The 15,781-nt window shown below is 44.5% G+C and carries 16 protein-coding genes; 6 read left to right on the top strand and 10 right to left on the bottom strand.

Annotated elements, in window-relative coordinates; genetic code table 11:
- Positions 1 to 51: 51 nt before the first annotated feature.
- From AB4517_RS09155 to metN, 3 genes are all read right to left on the bottom strand, one after another.
- Positions 52 to 861, bottom strand: a complete 810-nt coding sequence (locus tag AB4517_RS09155; protein ID WP_017060765.1) for a MetQ/NlpA family lipoprotein — start codon at positions 859 to 861, stop codon at positions 52 to 54.
- 66 nt (positions 862 to 927) lie between these two features.
- A complete protein-coding gene (locus tag AB4517_RS09150; protein ID WP_017060764.1) occupies positions 928 to 1,611 on the bottom strand; it encodes a methionine ABC transporter permease in 684 nt (227 codons plus the stop codon).
- The gene (gene metN, locus AB4517_RS09145; protein WP_017060763.1) at positions 1,601 to 2,635 is read right to left on the bottom strand and encodes a methionine ABC transporter ATP-binding protein MetN; all 1,035 of its coding nucleotides are present in this window, start codon (positions 2,633 to 2,635) and stop codon (positions 1,601 to 1,603) included. The genes AB4517_RS09150 and metN overlap by 11 nt, the downstream gene beginning before the upstream one ends.
- A 207-nt stretch (positions 2,636 to 2,842) precedes the next feature.
- Between metN and gmhB the strand changes: the two genes are divergently transcribed.
- The 5 genes from gmhB (at position 2,843) to treC (ending at position 8,374) form a co-directional block, all read left to right on the top strand.
- Complete coding sequence (gene gmhB, locus AB4517_RS09140; RefSeq protein WP_017060762.1) at positions 2,843 to 3,427, top strand: D-glycero-beta-D-manno-heptose 1,7-bisphosphate 7-phosphatase; 585 nt, start codon at positions 2,843 to 2,845, stop codon at positions 3,425 to 3,427.
- A 112-nt stretch (positions 3,428 to 3,539) separates the two neighbouring features.
- On the top strand, positions 3,540 to 3,881 hold the full coding sequence (locus AB4517_RS09135) for an MliC family protein (protein WP_017060761.1): 342 nt from the start codon (positions 3,540 to 3,542) through the stop codon (positions 3,879 to 3,881).
- 91 nt (positions 3,882 to 3,972) lie between these two features.
- A complete protein-coding gene (treR, locus tag AB4517_RS09130) occupies positions 3,973 to 4,917 on the top strand; it encodes a trehalose operon repressor TreR (protein WP_017060760.1) in 945 nt (314 codons plus the stop codon).
- Between the two features lie 205 nt (positions 4,918 to 5,122).
- Complete coding sequence (treB, locus tag AB4517_RS09125; RefSeq protein WP_017063347.1) at positions 5,123 to 6,547, top strand: PTS trehalose transporter subunit IIBC; 1,425 nt, start codon at positions 5,123 to 5,125, stop codon at positions 6,545 to 6,547.
- Between the two features lie 141 nt (positions 6,548 to 6,688).
- Positions 6,689 to 8,374, top strand: coding sequence for an alpha,alpha-phosphotrehalase (treC, locus tag AB4517_RS09120; RefSeq protein ID WP_372148233.1), 1,686 nt, complete (start codon positions 6,689 to 6,691; stop codon positions 8,372 to 8,374).
- 181 nt (positions 8,375 to 8,555) lie between these two features.
- Here treC and AB4517_RS09115 read toward each other — a convergent pair whose 3' ends face one another.
- Complete coding sequence (locus AB4517_RS09115; RefSeq protein WP_017069490.1) at positions 8,556 to 9,158, bottom strand: YitT family protein; 603 nt, start codon at positions 9,156 to 9,158, stop codon at positions 8,556 to 8,558.
- Between the two features lie 347 nt (positions 9,159 to 9,505).
- On the opposite strand from AB4517_RS09115, the gene glyA reads away from it, so the two are divergent.
- Positions 9,506 to 10,756 carry a serine hydroxymethyltransferase gene (glyA, locus tag AB4517_RS09110; protein WP_017066387.1) on the top strand — a complete coding sequence of 417 codons (1,251 nt, stop codon included), beginning with the start codon at positions 9,506 to 9,508 and terminating at the stop codon, positions 10,754 to 10,756.
- 499 nt (positions 10,757 to 11,255) lie between these two features.
- Here the strand turns inward: glyA and AB4517_RS09105 are convergent, their stop codons facing one another.
- From AB4517_RS09105 to tsaA, 6 genes are all read right to left on the bottom strand, one after another.
- The gene (locus AB4517_RS09105) at positions 11,256 to 11,582 is read right to left on the bottom strand and encodes a hypothetical protein (RefSeq protein WP_017072003.1); all 327 of its coding nucleotides are present in this window, start codon (positions 11,580 to 11,582) and stop codon (positions 11,256 to 11,258) included.
- Between the two features lie 232 nt (positions 11,583 to 11,814).
- On the bottom strand, positions 11,815 to 12,006 hold the full coding sequence (locus AB4517_RS09100; protein ID WP_004738555.1) for a DUF4250 domain-containing protein: 192 nt from the start codon (positions 12,004 to 12,006) through the stop codon (positions 11,815 to 11,817).
- Position 12,007: 1 nt separating this feature from the next.
- Positions 12,008 to 12,211 carry a YaeP family protein gene (locus AB4517_RS09095; RefSeq protein ID WP_008222923.1) on the bottom strand — a complete coding sequence of 68 codons (204 nt, stop codon included), beginning with the start codon at positions 12,209 to 12,211 and terminating at the stop codon, positions 12,008 to 12,010.
- A gap of 164 nt (positions 12,212 to 12,375) precedes the next feature.
- Positions 12,376 to 13,065, bottom strand: a complete 690-nt coding sequence (locus AB4517_RS09090) for a tellurite resistance TerB family protein (protein ID WP_372148232.1) — start codon at positions 13,063 to 13,065, stop codon at positions 12,376 to 12,378.
- A 190-nt stretch (positions 13,066 to 13,255) separates the two neighbouring features.
- On the bottom strand, positions 13,256 to 14,971 hold the full coding sequence (locus AB4517_RS09085; protein ID WP_060982540.1) for a proline--tRNA ligase: 1,716 nt from the start codon (positions 14,969 to 14,971) through the stop codon (positions 13,256 to 13,258).
- A 101-nt stretch (positions 14,972 to 15,072) separates the two neighbouring features.
- Complete coding sequence (gene tsaA / locus AB4517_RS09080) at positions 15,073 to 15,768, bottom strand: tRNA (N6-threonylcarbamoyladenosine(37)-N6)-methyltransferase TrmO (RefSeq protein ID WP_372148231.1); 696 nt, start codon at positions 15,766 to 15,768, stop codon at positions 15,073 to 15,075.
- Positions 15,769 to 15,781 lie beyond the last annotated feature (13 nt).

The following is a 15,781-nucleotide window of genomic DNA, read 5'->3' as shown; positions in this document are numbered from 1 at the left end:
GACGTTATGTCAGCCCCTTCGGGTATCTATACAGTGCTGTCGTTTAGTTGATTACCAACCTTTAACGACGCCACCTTGGAAGATGTCAGAAGCTGCGTTGTACACTTCTTCAGTTTGGTAAGCTTTAACGAAGTTTTGTACGTTTTCAGCGTTTAGGTTGTCTTCACGAGAAACGATTAGGTTTACGTAAGGAGAATCTTTGTCTTCAACGAATACGCCATCTTTTTGTGGAGTCAGGTTGATAGAGCTCGCGTAAGTTGTGTTGATGATAGATAGAGCAACATCATCAAGAGAACGTGGCAGTTGAGCTGCGTCTAGTTCAACAATCGTTAGGTTCTTAGGGTTACCCACGATGTCACGAACGGTTGCTAGAAGACCTGCGCCTTCACGAAGTTCAAGAAGACCTTGTTGCTCAAGAAGAAGTAGAGAGCGACCTAGGTTTGTAGGGTCGTTTGGTACAGCAATACGAGCACCGTCTTGGATTTCGTCTACTGATTTCACTTCTTTAGAGTAACCCGCAATTGGGTAAACAAACGTGTTACCAGCGATAGTTAGCTTGTAGCCACGGTCAGCCACTTGCTGATCTAGGTACGGTGCGTGTTGGAATGCGTTGATGTCGATAGAACCATCATCTAGAGCTGCGTTTGGTGTTACGTAATCCGTGAAAGTAACCAGTTCAACGTCTAGGCCGTATTTCTCTTTCGCTACTTTAGCTGCCACTTCAGCAACTTGCGCTTCTGCACCTGCCATTACGCCAACTTTTACTTTAGAAGTATCCACTTCTTTGTCACCACAACCTGCTAGAACTAGCGCTGAAGCTGCTGCTGCGATAGTTAGTAAACCTTTAAGGTTAAATTTCATAATAATCTCCTTTTAATAAATCTATTTAATTAGGTTCAGACGACTCTAATCTTTATGTGTGAGTCTTTATCTGTGGTCAACGCGGCGAACTAATGAATCACCGATTGATTGAATAATTTGTACCAGCACAATCAACATCACTACTGTCACAGCCATGATGGTCACATCGTAGCGGTGGAATCCGTAACGAATCGCGACATCACCTAGGCCACCACCGCCTACAGTACCGGCCATTGCTGAGTAGCTCACCAGAGTCACTAGCGTAATCGTTACTGAGTTGATGATAGTCGGTAGTGCTTCTGGAAGCAGAACCTTATTGATGATTTGTGTTGGTGTTGCGCCCATTGATTGGGCCGCTTCCACTAGACCTGTTGGTACTTCAAGTAGTGCACTTTCGATAAGTCGAGCCACGAATGGGATAGCGCCAATCGTCAGTGGAACAATCGCTGCTGTTGTACCGATGAAGGTACCAATCAGCATCTTAGTCAGTGGAATAATCGCAACCATCAAAACTAAGAAAGGTACTGAACGACCCACGTTCACAATCGCACCTAGAATCTTGTTTACTTTGGTGTTCTCTAACAGGCCACCTTTTTTAGTCGTATGCAGAATCACGCCTAGTGGAATACCGACCGCGAAGCCAACAATGCCTGCAACAGCAACCATGTAAAGCGTTTCGCCTGTTGCGCCTAATAGAAGGTTACCGTTAAGGCTGATCCAGTCAGCAATCTCGTTGAAACTAAAGGACATAACCAAGCACCTCTACTTTTACATTGTTGTCGCGTAGGAATTGGATAGCAGCATTATCATCTGCTTCATTACCGAACAGTTCAGCGACCATCATGCCGAACTTCACGCCACCGGCGTAATCAAGGTCAGAACTTAAGATGCTGACATCGATATTGAATTTACGTGCGATTTGCGTCATTAGCGGAGCATCAACCGTTGCACCCGTAAACTCAAGACGCACCAGCGGGTAGCTGCTGTTTACGCGAGTCTCTTGCAAACGTGCTTGGTAATCTTCAGGGATCGTCAGATCCAACGTTGAGCGAATAAACTGATGCGCTAGCTCTGTCTTCGGATGAGCAAAGATGTCACCGACTGTACCTTTCTCTACCAATTCACCGCCGCCAATGATCGCAACCTCGTGACAAATGCTTTTAACCACATCCATCTCGTGTGTAATAAGCAGGATAGTGATGTTCAGCTTGCGGTTGATTTCACGCAGCAGCTCAAGGATAGATTGAGTTGTTGCTGGATCCAATGCGCTGGTGGCTTCATCACATAGCAGTACTTTCGGGTCAGAGGCCAGTGCGCGAGCAATCGCCACACGCTGCTTTTGACCACCACTTAGGTTTGCCGGGTAGGTGTCACGCTTATCAGCAAGGCCAACCAGTTCAAGTAACTCGCTGACTTTCGCTTCAATAATCGCTTTATCTTTACCAGCAAGTTCTAGAGGCAGTGCTACATTGTTAAATACAGTACGAGAAGACAGCAGGTTGAAGTGCTGGAATATCATGCCGATGTTACGGCGCGCTTCGCTAAGTTCTGATTTGCTGAGTTTTGTTAGGTCGATACCGTCAACAATCACTTCACCAGAGGTCGGAGCTTCCAACATATTTACACAACGGATCAGGGTACTTTTGCCTGCACCAGAAGAGCCGATGACTCCAAAGATTTGACCTTGAGGAATGTGGAGGTTGATATCAATTAAGGCATTGATTTCTTTAGTGCCTTGATAAAAAACCTTGTTGACTTGATTCACTTTAATCATAGAGAAACCCGTGCAGGTAGAACAGAATAATATGTCGATAGCTCGCTCGATTTACAGACGATGCTATGGTGTTCTATGATCTAAGTCAATAGATATTTTTACGTCTAGACGGCTAAACGTCGATTGTATGGCTAAGCTAGAAACAAATCGTTAACGAACGCAAAACTAAATAGATAGTGATGAAGCAAATAAAGCGTGTAATAATTAATGATTAATAGAGAGTTGATAGAGAACAAAATTTTGTCTAAACCTGCTGTTTTTTTAGATCGTGATGGAGTGATTAACGTTGATCACGGCTACGTACATGATGAGCATGACTTTGAATACATCGATGGTGTGTTTGAAGCGGCGAAAGCGTTTAAAGATATGGGTTATTTATTGGTGCTAGTGACCAACCAATCTGGTATTGCTCGCGGCATGTTTAGTGAAGACCGTTTTCTTTCTTTAACGCAGTGGATGGATTGGAACTTTGTTGATAATGGTGTCGAGCTCGATGGCATTTATTACTGTCCTCACCACGCTGAGCACGGTATTGGTGACTACAAGCAAGATTGTGAATGTCGTAAGCCAAAGCCAGGCATGTTCATTTCTGCTCGTGACTTTCTGAAGATTGATATGGCTAACTCGGTCATGATCGGCGATAAAGCGGAAGACATGATGGCTGCAGAAGCAGCAGGTGTTGGTACTAAAGTCTTGGTAAGAACGGGTAAACCCATCACTGAAAAAGGTGAAGCGTTGGCTAGCGTGGTACTTGATAGCATTAAAGACGTACCCGCTTTCTTAAAAGGCTAAACGTTTTATTTATCACTAAGGTATGGACCTATCATTAGGCACTTACATTAGGTTTGTTCGAACCTGTGAATAGGCTAAGTGTCGTTGACTATATAAAGATGAGGAACGAAGTATGAAAGCTATGTTGGTAGCATCTCTATGTACAGTAGCATTGGTTGGGTGCTCTAAATCAGCAGCCCCTGAGACTGATAGCGCAACATCGAATGATCAATTCGCGACTTATCAATGTGAGTCTGACGTCTCGTTTGATGTGTCTTACCTTGATAATGAAAAAGCGGTACTACGCTTGCCTGATAATGAATACCGCCTGACTCAAGTTCCAGCGGGCTCAGGAACCAAATACATCTTAGATGATGGCACTTCAGAGATGATTAACAGCATCACTTTGCGCACGAAAGGTGACAATGCGCGTCTAGAACTTGGTCGCGTAGTCTATCGAAATTGCCAAAAGTAAGTCATAGTAAGAACTGCTAGTATTTACAAACAGTTAAGTGAGGGAATCTACCCTCACTTTTTCTTCTCTTCCCTTTAACGTTAGACTTTTTATGAGCAAAAAACTCACTATTCTTGATATTGCAAAGCTGTCCGGTGTTGGTAAGTCAACCGTATCACGCGTTCTGACCAATGATCCAAAAGTGAAACCTGAAACCCGTGAAAGGGTAGAAAGAGTAATTCAAGAATCTGGGTACACGCCTTCAAAGTCTGCGCAATCGATGCGCGGTGGCAGCCAAAAAGTCATCGGCGTGATTATCTCTCGTTTGGACTCTCCCTCTGAAAACAAAGCCGTTAGCACGATGCTGGCCGAGTTGTATCGAGCGGATTACGATGTCGTGATCATGGAAAGCCAACTTGATAGAGATAAAGCCAATGAGCACCTGCAAGTTCTAAAGCGTCGTAACGTTGATGGCATTATTGTATTTGGTTTTACTGACTGCGATATTCCGGCAATCGAAGCTTGGGAACACAAAGCGGTGGTGATTGCTCTGGATACCGAGAACGTGACGTCGATTAACTATGATAACCAACAGGTGATCAATAGTGCGTTGGTGCATTTATCGGATCAAGGGATCTCTGACGTTGGCTTTATCGGGGTTGATCCTAGTGATAAATCAACCGGTGAACTGCGTCTTAAGGCTTATCTCGATTGGTGTGAAAACACAGGTTCAGTGGCAAACTATCGTACTGGTCAACTTCATCACGAAAGTGCTTATCAGCTGGTGGATGAGGTGTTAACTCCCGCGACTCAAGCGATCGTTTGTGCCAGTGATACGCTGGCTCTTGGTGTAATCAAGCGTCTGCAAGAACTACAACGTGAAGATGTGGTCGTCACTGGCGTTGGTGGTAATGATCTTCTCTCTTTCTTATTCCCACGAGTATTTAGCATTGATCCTGGTTACCAATCTGCAGGTAAGTTGGCTGCTAATCTATTGATCTCTCAGCTTTTAGGCAATTCAGAGATCTCTCATCATACGCAATCTCCTATTCTATAATCCACTCAATTAAGCGAAATTGAACGGCTTAGATTAAAATTAGAGTGTGATCTCTTTCAATTAATGGGATTGTTCCCATTTTAATTTATCATTCATACGGGCATTATAATAACCGCAATTGGGAATGTTCCCATAAATCTAAGTCTGAGTGATTATAGCTTGCATGGTTTAGATGAGTAATTGAATGAAACCAGGGTGGGGTAGTATGAGTAAGATAGCGAAGCAAGACGTTGCGCGTCTTATCGAGTTAGTCGGTGGTAAAGAAAACATTGCGAGTGTCAGCCACTGTCTGACTCGACTGCGTTTTGTATTGAACGATACAGAGCAGGCCAACAAAGCTGAACTCGAAAAACTGAAGCTAGTAAAAGGCTGTTTTACTAACGCAGGCCAATTCCAAGTTGTGATTGGCACTGAAGTTGATGAAGTGTACGCACTTCTGATTGAACAGACAGGTAAAGAGGCATCATCAAAAGATGAGGCGAAGCTGGCTGCTCGTCAAAATATGAACTTCCTTGAGCGTGGTATCTCCCATTTAGCCGAAATTTTCGTACCACTGCTGCCTGCCATCATTACAGGTGGTTTGATTCTTGGTTTCCGTAATGTGATTGGCGACATTCGCATGTTCGACGGCAAAACCTTAGTTGAAATCAGTCAATTCTGGGCAACCGTTCACTCTTTCTTATGGTTGATCGGCGAAGCTATTTTCTTCTTCCTACCGGTTGGTGTGTGTTGGGCTACGGTTAAGAAGCTTGGCGGAACCCCAATTTTGGGTATCACGCTCGGTGTGACCTTAGTTTCACCACAACTCATGAACGCATACATGATAGGTAAATCGGTACCTGAGGTATGGGATTTTGGACTGTTTGTGATTGAGAAGGTCGGTTATCAGGCTCAGGTGATCCCAGCAATGTTAGCGGGTGTGGCTTTGGCGTTCATTGAAACCAATCTTAAGCGCATCGTCCCTGCTTACTTGTACCTAGTTGTGGTGCCATTTGTATCGATTATTTTGTCTGTGATTCTAGCGCACGCTTTCATTGGCCCATTCGGTCGTATGTTAGGCGATGGTGTGGCATTCGCAGCTAAAGCGGCAATGACAGGTGATTTTGCGATTCTTGGTTCAGTGGTTTTTGGTTTCCTATACGCACCTTTGGTTATCACGGGTATTCACCACACCACCAACGCGGTGGATCTGCAACTGATGCAAGACTTAGGCGGGACACCAATTTGGCCTTTGATTGCACTATCAAACATTGCACAAGCATCGGCAGTAGTCGGCATCATTATCTTGAGTAAGCGTGAAGGTGAACGAGATATCTCGGTTCCTGCGGCAATCTCAGCCTACTTAGGTGTAACAGAGCCTGCGATGTACGGTATTAACCTTAAATACAAATTCCCAATGCTGAGCGCAATGATTGGTAGTGCTGTTGCAGCCGCAATCTGTGGTAGCGCGGGTGTGATGGCGAATGGTATCGGTGTCGGCGGCTTGCCGGGCATCCTATCGATTCAACCTCAATATTGGTCGATTTACCTAGTCGCGATGCTGGTGGCGATAGTACTGCCTATCACGCTAACCCTGTTTTTCTACAAGCGAGCCCAATCCAAGGGTGAGTTAGAAACCGCGAACGCGTAATGCATTGAATAAGCGATGACTCCAAAATGAGTTATCGCTTTTTCTCTTAGTTATAGCTTTTTCTTTTAGTTATAACGGCTATTCGACCATGATTCACATGGTGATTTTTATTTTATATTTTCTGGTAAGTGAGTGTTAGAGATGGCGATGACTGAACATGATGAAAGCTGGTGGAAAACCGCAACCATCTATCAAATCTACCCAAAGAGCTTCTGCGACAGTGGCAGTAAAGGTACTGGCGACATCAAAGGGATCATTTCGAAACTGGATTACCTCAAACATTTGAGTGTCGATGCGATTTGGCTAACCCCGGTTTACGCATCTCCTATGATCGATAATGGTTACGATATCTCAGACTACTACGCGATTAATCCTCAATTCGGCACCATGGAAGACTTCGACCTATTGCTGTCTGAAGCGCACCAACGTGGTATCCGTATCGTGATGGATATCGTGGTAAACCACACCTCGACAGAGCATGCATGGTTTCAATCTGCTTTGGGCGACAAAAACAGTCCGTACCGCGATTATTATATCTGGAAAGACCCAGTAAACGGTCAAGCACCAACCAACTGGCAGTCTAAGTTCGGTGGTAATGCATGGGAAATGGATGAAGCCACTGGTCAGTATTTCTTACATCTATTTGCGAAAGAACAGGCCGACCTCAACTGGGAGAACCCGGTTGTACGCGAAGAAGTAAAAGACGTTATCAGCTTCTGGGCAGAGAAGGGCGTCGATGGATTCCGTCTCGATGTCATTAACCTGATTTCAAAGCAGCAAGACTTCCCTAATGATGATATTGGCGATGGTCGTCGTTTCTATACCGATGGCCCGCGCGTACATGAATACCTAAAAGAGATCAGCGAAGCGGTATTCCAGAAGTACGGTAGCGTGACTGTAGGCGAGATGTCTTCAACCACGTTGGAGCATTGTCAGCAATATTCAAACGTTGATAACAGCGAGCTATCGATGGTGTTTAACTTCCACCACCTTAAGGTCGATTACACCAATGGTGAGAAATGGACCAACGCTCCCTTCGATTTCTTACAGCTCAAGTCAATCTTTAACCACTGGCAAACTGGCTTGAACGGAAAAGGTTGGGGTGCACTATTCTGGTGTAACCACGACCAACCAAGAGTCGTGAGCCGCTTAGGTAACGACCAGCAATATCGCGTTGAATCAGCCAAGATGCTTGCTGCGTCAGTCCACATGATGCAAGGCACGCCGTATGTCTATCAAGGTGAAGAGATTGGTATGACCAACCCAGGTTACACCGAGATCAGCCAGTATCGTGATGTAGAGAGTACCAATATGTACGACATCATGGTGAATCGTGATGGTGTGGCTCATGAAGATATGATGGCGATTTTAGCGCAGAAATCTCGTGATAACTCTCGTACACCAATGCAATGGAACAGTGAGACGTACGCTGGCTTTTCGTTAGCACAGCCATGGTTAGATGTTGCGAATAACTACACTGAGATCAACGCTGAGCAAGCGTTGGAAGATAAAGATTCTGTATTTTACTTCTACAAGGCTTTGATTGAGTTACGTAAACGAGTACCGGTGGTTACTCATGGTAGCTATCAAGACCTACTGCCTGAGCACCCGTCGGTATTTGCGTACTCTCGTGAGAGTGAAGGACAAACTCTGCTGTGCATTAACAACTATTATGGTGAAGAGGCTGAATGCGTTTTACCTGAACGTTTTGAGATGGCAAAGGCTAAGAGCTTGTTGTCTAATTATCAAGTGAGCGAGAGTTTAGTGGCGTCTCATCATCAAGTTTTACAACCTTACGAGACTCGTATTCTCTTGATTGAAGGGTAACCTTGTTTCATTTCAATGAGCCTAATTTTGATTCCCCTTAAAAGATTAGGCTTCTACAAAGGCTTTGGAGTGCTCCCCAAAGCCTTTTTTGTTTTAGTGATGGCTGGAATATCGTGCCTCGAGTCTACTTGCGAGAAGTTTGAGCATCGAGTGCCAGCAACGACAGAGCAGGTAATGAACTCTAAGACGCGTAATTCACCGAGTAGCGAGTTGGTTTGTGGTTCATTGCCAATACGATGTTCAATACTGCGGTGCCTAATACAGAAACGGCAATCACCCAAGGTGACACGAAGAAGAACGATGCAAACAGAATACATGCATCAATACCCATTTGTGTTTTACCTACCGAGATACCGTAGCGGTCTTGGATAAACAAGCACAGTACGTTGAAGCCACCCAGACTAGAGCGGTGACGGAATAGGATTAGCATACCTAAGCCCATTAATAAGCCGCCGGCAACAGCACAATAGATCTCGTTATGAACTTCTAGCGAGATAACTAAGTATAAATGATCGGCAAACACAGATACTAAAGCCCCTGAGATGGCACTGCTTATTGCGAAGTGACGGCCAAATCGTTTCCATGCTAATAAGTAGAATGGGCAATTAGCAATAAAGTACAAAATACCAAAGGTTACCGGCATAAATTGACTCAAAAGCAGAGCCAAGCCAGTAGTGCCACCAGTAAGCAGGTTCGCTGACTGTAAAAAGAAGACGCCTAACGCCACTAAAAACGTGCCAGTGAGGATTGCTACCCAATCTTCTTTACGTGAGTGTTTTTCCATCGTTTTTATAATTACCTAACCAATAAAGGCGTGCATAGTAGAGAAAAACCTTAGCTTTCGGTAGCTAGAGGGGCAAAATTAAGGTAAACCTATGTAATCTGCGTTTTACAGGGTGTAAATCGTAAAATTGACAGTAAGCGTCATCTTTGGTTGGATAAGCTTAATAACCATGATGAATCTTATTTGTGATTATGAAAAAACTGCATGATAAAATTGCAATTAGCTCTTTATGACCTAGATCAAATTATGTAGAATGCGTCACATCAAAACGGTGACGGAAACGTTTGCTTTCGGTCGTTGTGTGGTTTTTTTGAAACTTTCAGTACAATCTGAGTCAGGAGATACAGATGCTTAAGCGTGACATGAACATTGCTGATTACGATGCGGATCTATTCGCAGCTATCCAAGAAGAAACTCTTCGTCAGGAAGAGCATATCGAACTTATCGCTTCAGAAAACTACACAAGCCCACGTGTAATGGAAGCTCAAGGTTCTCAGCTAACAAACAAATACGCTGAAGGCTACCCAGGCAAGCGTTACTACGGTGGTTGTGAGTACGTAGACAAAGTTGAAACTCTAGCAATTGAACGTGCATGTGAACTATTTGGTGCAGAGTACGCAAACGTACAGCCTCACTCAGGTTCTCAAGCAAATAACGCTGTATACATGGCACTACTAAATGCAGGCGATACGGTTCTAGGTATGAGCCTAGCACACGGTGGTCACCTAACTCACGGTTCTCCAGTAAACTTCTCTGGTAAGCTTTACAACATCATCCCTTACGGTATCGATGAAGCGGGTCAAATCGATTACGAAGAGATGGAAAAGCTGGCTATCGAGAACAAGCCTAAGATGATCATCGGTGGTTTCTCTGCTTACTCTCAAATCTGTGATTGGAAGCGCATGCGTGAAATCGCTGACAAAGTAGGTGCTTACCTGTTCGTAGATATGGCTCACGTAGCAGGTCTAATCGCTGCAGGCGTTTACCCGAACCCAGTGCCACACGCTCACGTAGTAACTACAACGACGCACAAAACGCTTGCGGGTCCTCGTGGTGGTCTAATCCTTTCTAACGAAGGCGAAGATCTTTACAAGAAGCTGAACTCAGCAGTATTCCCAGGCGGCCAAGGTGGTCCTCTAATGCACGTTATCGCTGGTAAAGCAGTAGCGTTCAAAGAAGCTCTAGAGCCAGAGTTCAAAGAATACCAAGCACGCGTTGTTGCTAACGCAAAAGCAATGGTTGCTGAATTCCTAGCTCGTGGTTACAACATCGTTTCAGGTTCTACAGAGAACCACCTGTTCCTAGTTGACCTAATCAACAAAGACATCACAGGTAAAGAAGCAGATGCAGCACTAGGTGCAGCAAACATCACTGTGAATAAGAACTCAGTACCAAACGATCCACGTAGCCCATTCGTTACTTCAGGTATCCGTATCGGTTCTCCTTCTATCACTCGTCGCGGTTTCTCAGAAGCAGACGCGAAAGAGCTAGCAGGTTGGATCTGTGACATCCTAGATAACATGGGCGATGAGTCTGTTATCGAAGCAACGAAAGCAAAAGTACTAGAGATCTGTAAGCGTCTACCTGTTTACGCTTAATTTTTCTGGCTCAAATAGCTTAATTTCTGTGTCAAAGGTGCTCATTTACATTCGTAAACTCCGCGCCTTTTCCTTGAACTAAAGCTATTTGATTGAAAAATACGATTTGAAAGGCTCCTGTTGGGAGCTTTTTTTGTTTTTTTGGGTATTACGTTGTCGAGCATGCTCACTTACATTCGTAAGCTCCGCGTGCTCTCCTAGAATTTCAAACAACTACTTTGAAAAATATTGATACTAGAGACTCCTTAATAGGGGCCTTTTTTGTACTTGGAAGTTTTAAAATTGTTGTCGAGCATGCTCACTTACACCCGTAATCTCTGCGTGCTCTCTTAGAATTTCAAACAACTACTTTGAAAAGCAATGATACTAGAGGCTTCTTTAAAGGAGCTATTTTTTGTATCTGGTGGCTGGTGGATTTGGGATTAAGAGTAAAGAAAAGCGGGTATTAAAAAGGGTTAATGCTTTCACATTAACCCTTTGGTATTTGGTAGTGTCGATTCTACTTTTTGATGCTAAGTAGGGTGCCTGACTTACACTTGAAAGAGTAGTAGTGGCGGCTTTCACTGAACTTACCTAGGCCTTCGCCATCACAGTAGTCGATGTTGATGTCACGCATCACTTCTAATGTGTCTTCGCTGTTCAAAGCGAATTTAGAGCCATCAGAACAGACGATACGAACTCGTTCATCATGGCTTACAGAGTAAATATCGACTTCAGTATTACACAGCTCAAAAGAGGCTTCGCGAAAGTTGTCTTGCTGAGTATTTGAAGCGCAACCTGCGGTGAGTGCGGCTGCGATAACGGCTAAAAGTCCGAGTCTTTTCATTGTTAATCCTTCACTATCATCAAGTTGAGTGATGAGTTTTATATGCTAGTTTGGGTAGCCTATACAACAATACGCTTTGGTTCAAGGCGCGTTCGTTGACTCTAAGATATAAAAGTATAGGTGCATACAGATAATTTATAATGGGTTTGCTGCGTGTTTCCTTATTACGTATCACCAACAAAAAAAGACCAACACAGAGGTTGGTCTTTAAATAGGAAGATTTTTTAAACGACTATCGAAACTGTTTAGCTTCTGGAAGATACTCAAAACCAGCAGACGCGAGCTTAGCGATTAAGGCTGCTTTGTCGATTTCGTAGAAGTTGACCACTCGATCCAAATCACCACCGAAGTCGTCACGTAGCTTCATGTTGACGATACTCATCAACATTACAGGATCCATTTTTTCAAAGTTAGCGAGGTTCATATTAGTCCTCGAAATCTGAAATCAGTAAGTTAGCAGCGGCAAAGGCTGCACGTTCACGAGCTTCTTTAGGAAGAGACTCATCGGCAGCAAGGTCATTCAATGTTTTTACCGCGCAGGTGATCGCTTTAGGGATATAGCCTTGGTCGCCACTGCCAATTTGAGAATACAGTTCACGCACCAAATCACAACAATCGTATACTTTCATTTTTATACCTAACCAAATGATAATTGATCTCAATATACACATAGAGATAAGCAAAAACAAAGTGGATCTGATCAAGTTCAGAGTTAGTTTGTCCTTGCTCAATATCTCACTTGGTTAGCTCGCTGCTTAGGCCGTTCTTTACGGCTTCGTTTGGTACTTGCCGATTAGCCAGAGACTTGTTGTTCAAGTTGATAGGTGACTTCATCAGCAAGATTGAGCTGTTTCGCGAGCTCTTTCAGGTACGCCTTTTCCATGAAATTCTGTTCGTCGGCCACAATCAAAGAGGCTAAGTAGATCTCACTCGCCTGTTGAGGTGACGTTGCCAGTTGAGCGATTTCGCTTGGGTCGAGTGGCTTATGCAGTTCTTCAGAGACCAATTTAGTCAGTTGATAATCAGCGCCCATATTCTCGACGGCTTGCTCTATCTTAGCCATCTCTTCTTCATCAACATGGCCATCAGCTTTAGACGCGGCAATCATCGATCGTAGAATCAGCACGCTGTGGTTTGCATCATTTTCATCAAACTGAGCCTGTTCGGCGTTAGGTGTCTGGCCTTGTTTGGACTGGTAGTCGTTGTAGACTTTATAAGCCAAAGCGCCCAGTGCTGCTGCGCCGCCAATCCCAGCCGCTTTCTTACCGATTTTCTTAGTCTTCTTAGAGCCCATTAACGCACCTAACAGTCCTCCGCCAACTGCGCCTGCACCGAAGGCTCCGAGTGTACTTTTACTGCTACTCTTGCTATTGCTGCCTTGAGAAAGGCCACTTAAACTTGAAGACCCTTGTGAAAGTTTCTGAGTACCTTGTTTTACGAGATCTGATTTAAGTGCTTGGTTCAGTAAGCTTTTGATATCCATCGATACCTCCAATGGTGAGCATGTCCAAAAAGTTGATGACACCAATATACGGATTTAAAGATGAACAGGGGATTAACTTACGTTATTTACTCTACTGATAAATAGAAGGGAGTTTGAAGCGAAATGACAGGCACAAAAAAGGCCACCTAACGGCAGCCTTTCAATGTTTATCTAGTCAGTAATCGGATTACTAAGCTAGTTGAGCCTTAAGGTGCTCGATAACCGTGTCCATTGCGATAGCTTCTTTATCACCAGTACGACGGTTTTTGTATTCGAAGTTACCTTCGTCCATGCTGCGATCGCCGATAACGATAGTGTGAGGGATACCCACAAGCTCGATATCTTTAAACATAACACCAGGGCGCTCTTTACGGTCATCGAATAAAACTTCGATACCCATAGCTGTTAATTCAGCGTATAGCTTCTCAGCTGCTTCTTTAACGCGCTCAGATTTGTGCATGTTCATTGGTACGATAGCAACTTGGAACGGCGCTAGTGCGTCTGGCCAAGTGATACCGAATTTATCGTGGTTTTGCTCGATAGCAGATGCAACAACACGTGAAACACCGATACCGTAACAACCCATTTCTAGGATTACGCTCTTACCATCAGGACCAAGCACGTTACAGTTCATTGCTTTAGAGTAAGTATTACCTAGTTGGAAGATGTGACCAACTTCGATACCACGCTTAAGCTGAATAGTACCTTGACCACATGGGCTAAGGTCGCCTTCAACAACGTTACGTAGATCTTCAACTTGAGCAAGCTCAACGTCACGACCCCAGTTGATGCCGAAGTAGTGCTTACCATCTACGTTTGCACCAGCGCCAAAGTCGCTCATTACAGCAACAGAGCGGTCAACGATGAATGGTAGCTCTAGGCCAACAGGTCCAAGTGAACCAGGACCTGCACCAACAAGTGCGCGGATTTCTTCTTCAGAAGCCATCTCTAGCGGAGAAGCAACCTGTGGAAGGTTCTCTGCTTTCACTTCGTTCAGTTCGTGGTCACCACGGATGATTAGAGCAATGATATCTGCTTCTACTTCATCAGATGCTTTAACGAATAGAGTCTTAACTGTCTTCTCGATTGCTAGACCGTGTTGCTCTACCAATTCTGCGATAGTTTTCGCATTTGGTGTATCAACCAGTTCCATCTCTTGAGTTGGTGCTGCTGCATCTTCAGTAGGAGCAAGTGCTTCTGCTTTTTCGATGTTTGCTGCGTAATCTGACTCAGTTGAGAATGCGATTAGGTCTTCGCCGCTTTCAGCAAGAACGTGGAACTCTTGAGAGCCGCTGCCGCCGATTGCGCCAGAGTCTGCCAATACTGGACGGTATTCAAGGCCCATACGGTCGAATGCTTTACAGTAAGCATCGTGCATCGCTTGGTAAGACTTTTCTAAGCCTTCTTTGTCGATATCAAAGCTGTACGCATCCATCATAGAGAATTCACGTGCACGCATTACGCCAAAACGAGGGCGGCGCTCATCACGGAATTTAGTCTGGATTTGGTACAGATTTAGAGGTAGCTGTTTGTAAGAGCTGATCTCGTTACGTACTAGACTCGTTACCACTTCTTCAGCTGTTGGGCTAAGAACAAATGGACGAGAGTGACGGTCTGTGAAACGAAGTAGCTCAGGCCCCATCTTTTCAGAACGGCCAGTCTCTTCCCAAAGCTCAAACGGTTGAACTACGGGCATCAAGATTTCAACGGCACCTGCATTATCGATCTCTTGGCGAACGATATTTTCGACTTTACGCAGTACACGTAGACCAGTAGGTAGCCAAGTATATAAACCTGAAGCTAGCTTACGGATCATACCTGCACGTAGCATCAGCTGGTGGCTGATAACTTCTGCGTCGTTTGGAGTCTCTTTCAGAGTAGAAAGAAGGTAGTTACTGGTACGCATTCTATGGTATCCGTTTCATCATTGATAAAAGAAAACTTGCTGTCGTTCGTAACCACAGCAAATCTGATATAGCCGCATATAATATCAGCCTATTTGGGATCTCAAAAGCGTTCAATGTCAGTTACATTGATGAAAAGCGTTTCAACCACGAATTTCACGTTAAGATTGAACAAATTTACCGCATATTCCTTGTTGTCAGGCTTACCTTTCTTATAGGCAGGGCGAGGATCTTGGCCTAATACTTCTTTGATCACCTGAATGATATGGCGCGCTTGTGGATGGCTTGCGAGCTTACTTTGCGCTTGCTGCGAAAAGTTAACGTCGAGCACTTCTGGTTCATCGGCGGCAAACCCTCCCAATGCATCCGGAATCGAATCTGAATAGGGGATATAAGGCTTGATGTCGATGATCGGTGTACCGTCTACTAAGTCGACGCTGCCGAGATCCAACCAAGTCAGTCCTTTCTCTTGAGACACACCTTTTAGTTCAACCGCAGACATGCCAATTCCATTTGGTCTGAATGTGGCACGTGACGCGAATACACCAATACGTTCATTCCCGCCAAGGCGAGGTGGCCTCACAGTTGGTTTCCAGCCTGCTTCAAGGTTCTTGTCGAACAGAAATAGTAACCAAACATGGCTAAATTGCTCTATATCACGAACAGACTCAAGGCAGTTTGCTGCATCAACCAATCTGACTCTTGAGGTGGATGTGGGTACCAACCTGGGCTGCCTTGGCACAGCGAACTTCTCTTTATAAGGAGACTCAATAAAGCCAACAGGTTCAATTGTGTACATAGTTGGGTGTTCT

Origin of the sequence: Vibrio sp. 10N.222.52.C3 (assembly GCF_041474195.1) — a bacterium.
GTDB classification, from domain to species: Bacteria; Pseudomonadota; Gammaproteobacteria; order Enterobacterales; family Vibrionaceae; genus Vibrio; species Vibrio crassostreae_C.
This window is presented reverse-complemented; position numbering and strand designations above follow the sequence as displayed.

Coding starts and splice junctions, on each gene's coding strand:
- AB4517_RS09155 (WP_017060765.1), bottom strand. CDS start 861: ATGAAATTTAACCTTAAAGGTTTACTAACTATCGCAGCAGCAGCTTCA.
- AB4517_RS09150 (WP_017060764.1), bottom strand. CDS start 1,611: ATGTCCTTTAGTTTCAACGAGATTGCTGACTGGATCAGCCTTAACGGT.
- metN (WP_017060763.1), bottom strand. CDS start 2,635: ATGATTAAAGTGAATCAAGTCAACAAGGTTTTTTATCAAGGCACTAAA.
- gmhB (WP_017060762.1), top strand. CDS start 2,843: ATGATTAATAGAGAGTTGATAGAGAACAAAATTTTGTCTAAACCTGCT.
- AB4517_RS09135 (WP_017060761.1), top strand. CDS start 3,540: ATGAAAGCTATGTTGGTAGCATCTCTATGTACAGTAGCATTGGTTGGG.
- treR (WP_017060760.1), top strand. CDS start 3,973: ATGAGCAAAAAACTCACTATTCTTGATATTGCAAAGCTGTCCGGTGTT.
- treB (WP_017063347.1), top strand. CDS start 5,123: ATGAGTAAGATAGCGAAGCAAGACGTTGCGCGTCTTATCGAGTTAGTC.
- treC (WP_372148233.1), top strand. CDS start 6,689: ATGGCGATGACTGAACATGATGAAAGCTGGTGGAAAACCGCAACCATC.
- AB4517_RS09115 (WP_017069490.1), bottom strand. CDS start 9,158: ATGGAAAAACACTCACGTAAAGAAGATTGGGTAGCAATCCTCACTGGC.
- glyA (WP_017066387.1), top strand. CDS start 9,506: ATGCTTAAGCGTGACATGAACATTGCTGATTACGATGCGGATCTATTC.
- AB4517_RS09105 (WP_017072003.1), bottom strand. CDS start 11,582: ATGAAAAGACTCGGACTTTTAGCCGTTATCGCAGCCGCACTCACCGCA.
- AB4517_RS09100 (WP_004738555.1), bottom strand. CDS start 12,006: ATGAACCTCGCTAACTTTGAAAAAATGGATCCTGTAATGTTGATGAGT.
- AB4517_RS09095 (WP_008222923.1), bottom strand. CDS start 12,211: ATGAAAGTATACGATTGTTGTGATTTGGTGCGTGAACTGTATTCTCAA.
- AB4517_RS09090 (WP_372148232.1), bottom strand. CDS start 13,065: ATGGATATCAAAAGCTTACTGAACCAAGCACTTAAATCAGATCTCGTA.
- AB4517_RS09085 (WP_060982540.1), bottom strand. CDS start 14,971: ATGCGTACCAGTAACTACCTTCTTTCTACTCTGAAAGAGACTCCAAAC.
- tsaA (WP_372148231.1), bottom strand. CDS start 15,768: ATGTACACAATTGAACCTGTTGGCTTTATTGAGTCTCCTTATAAAGAG.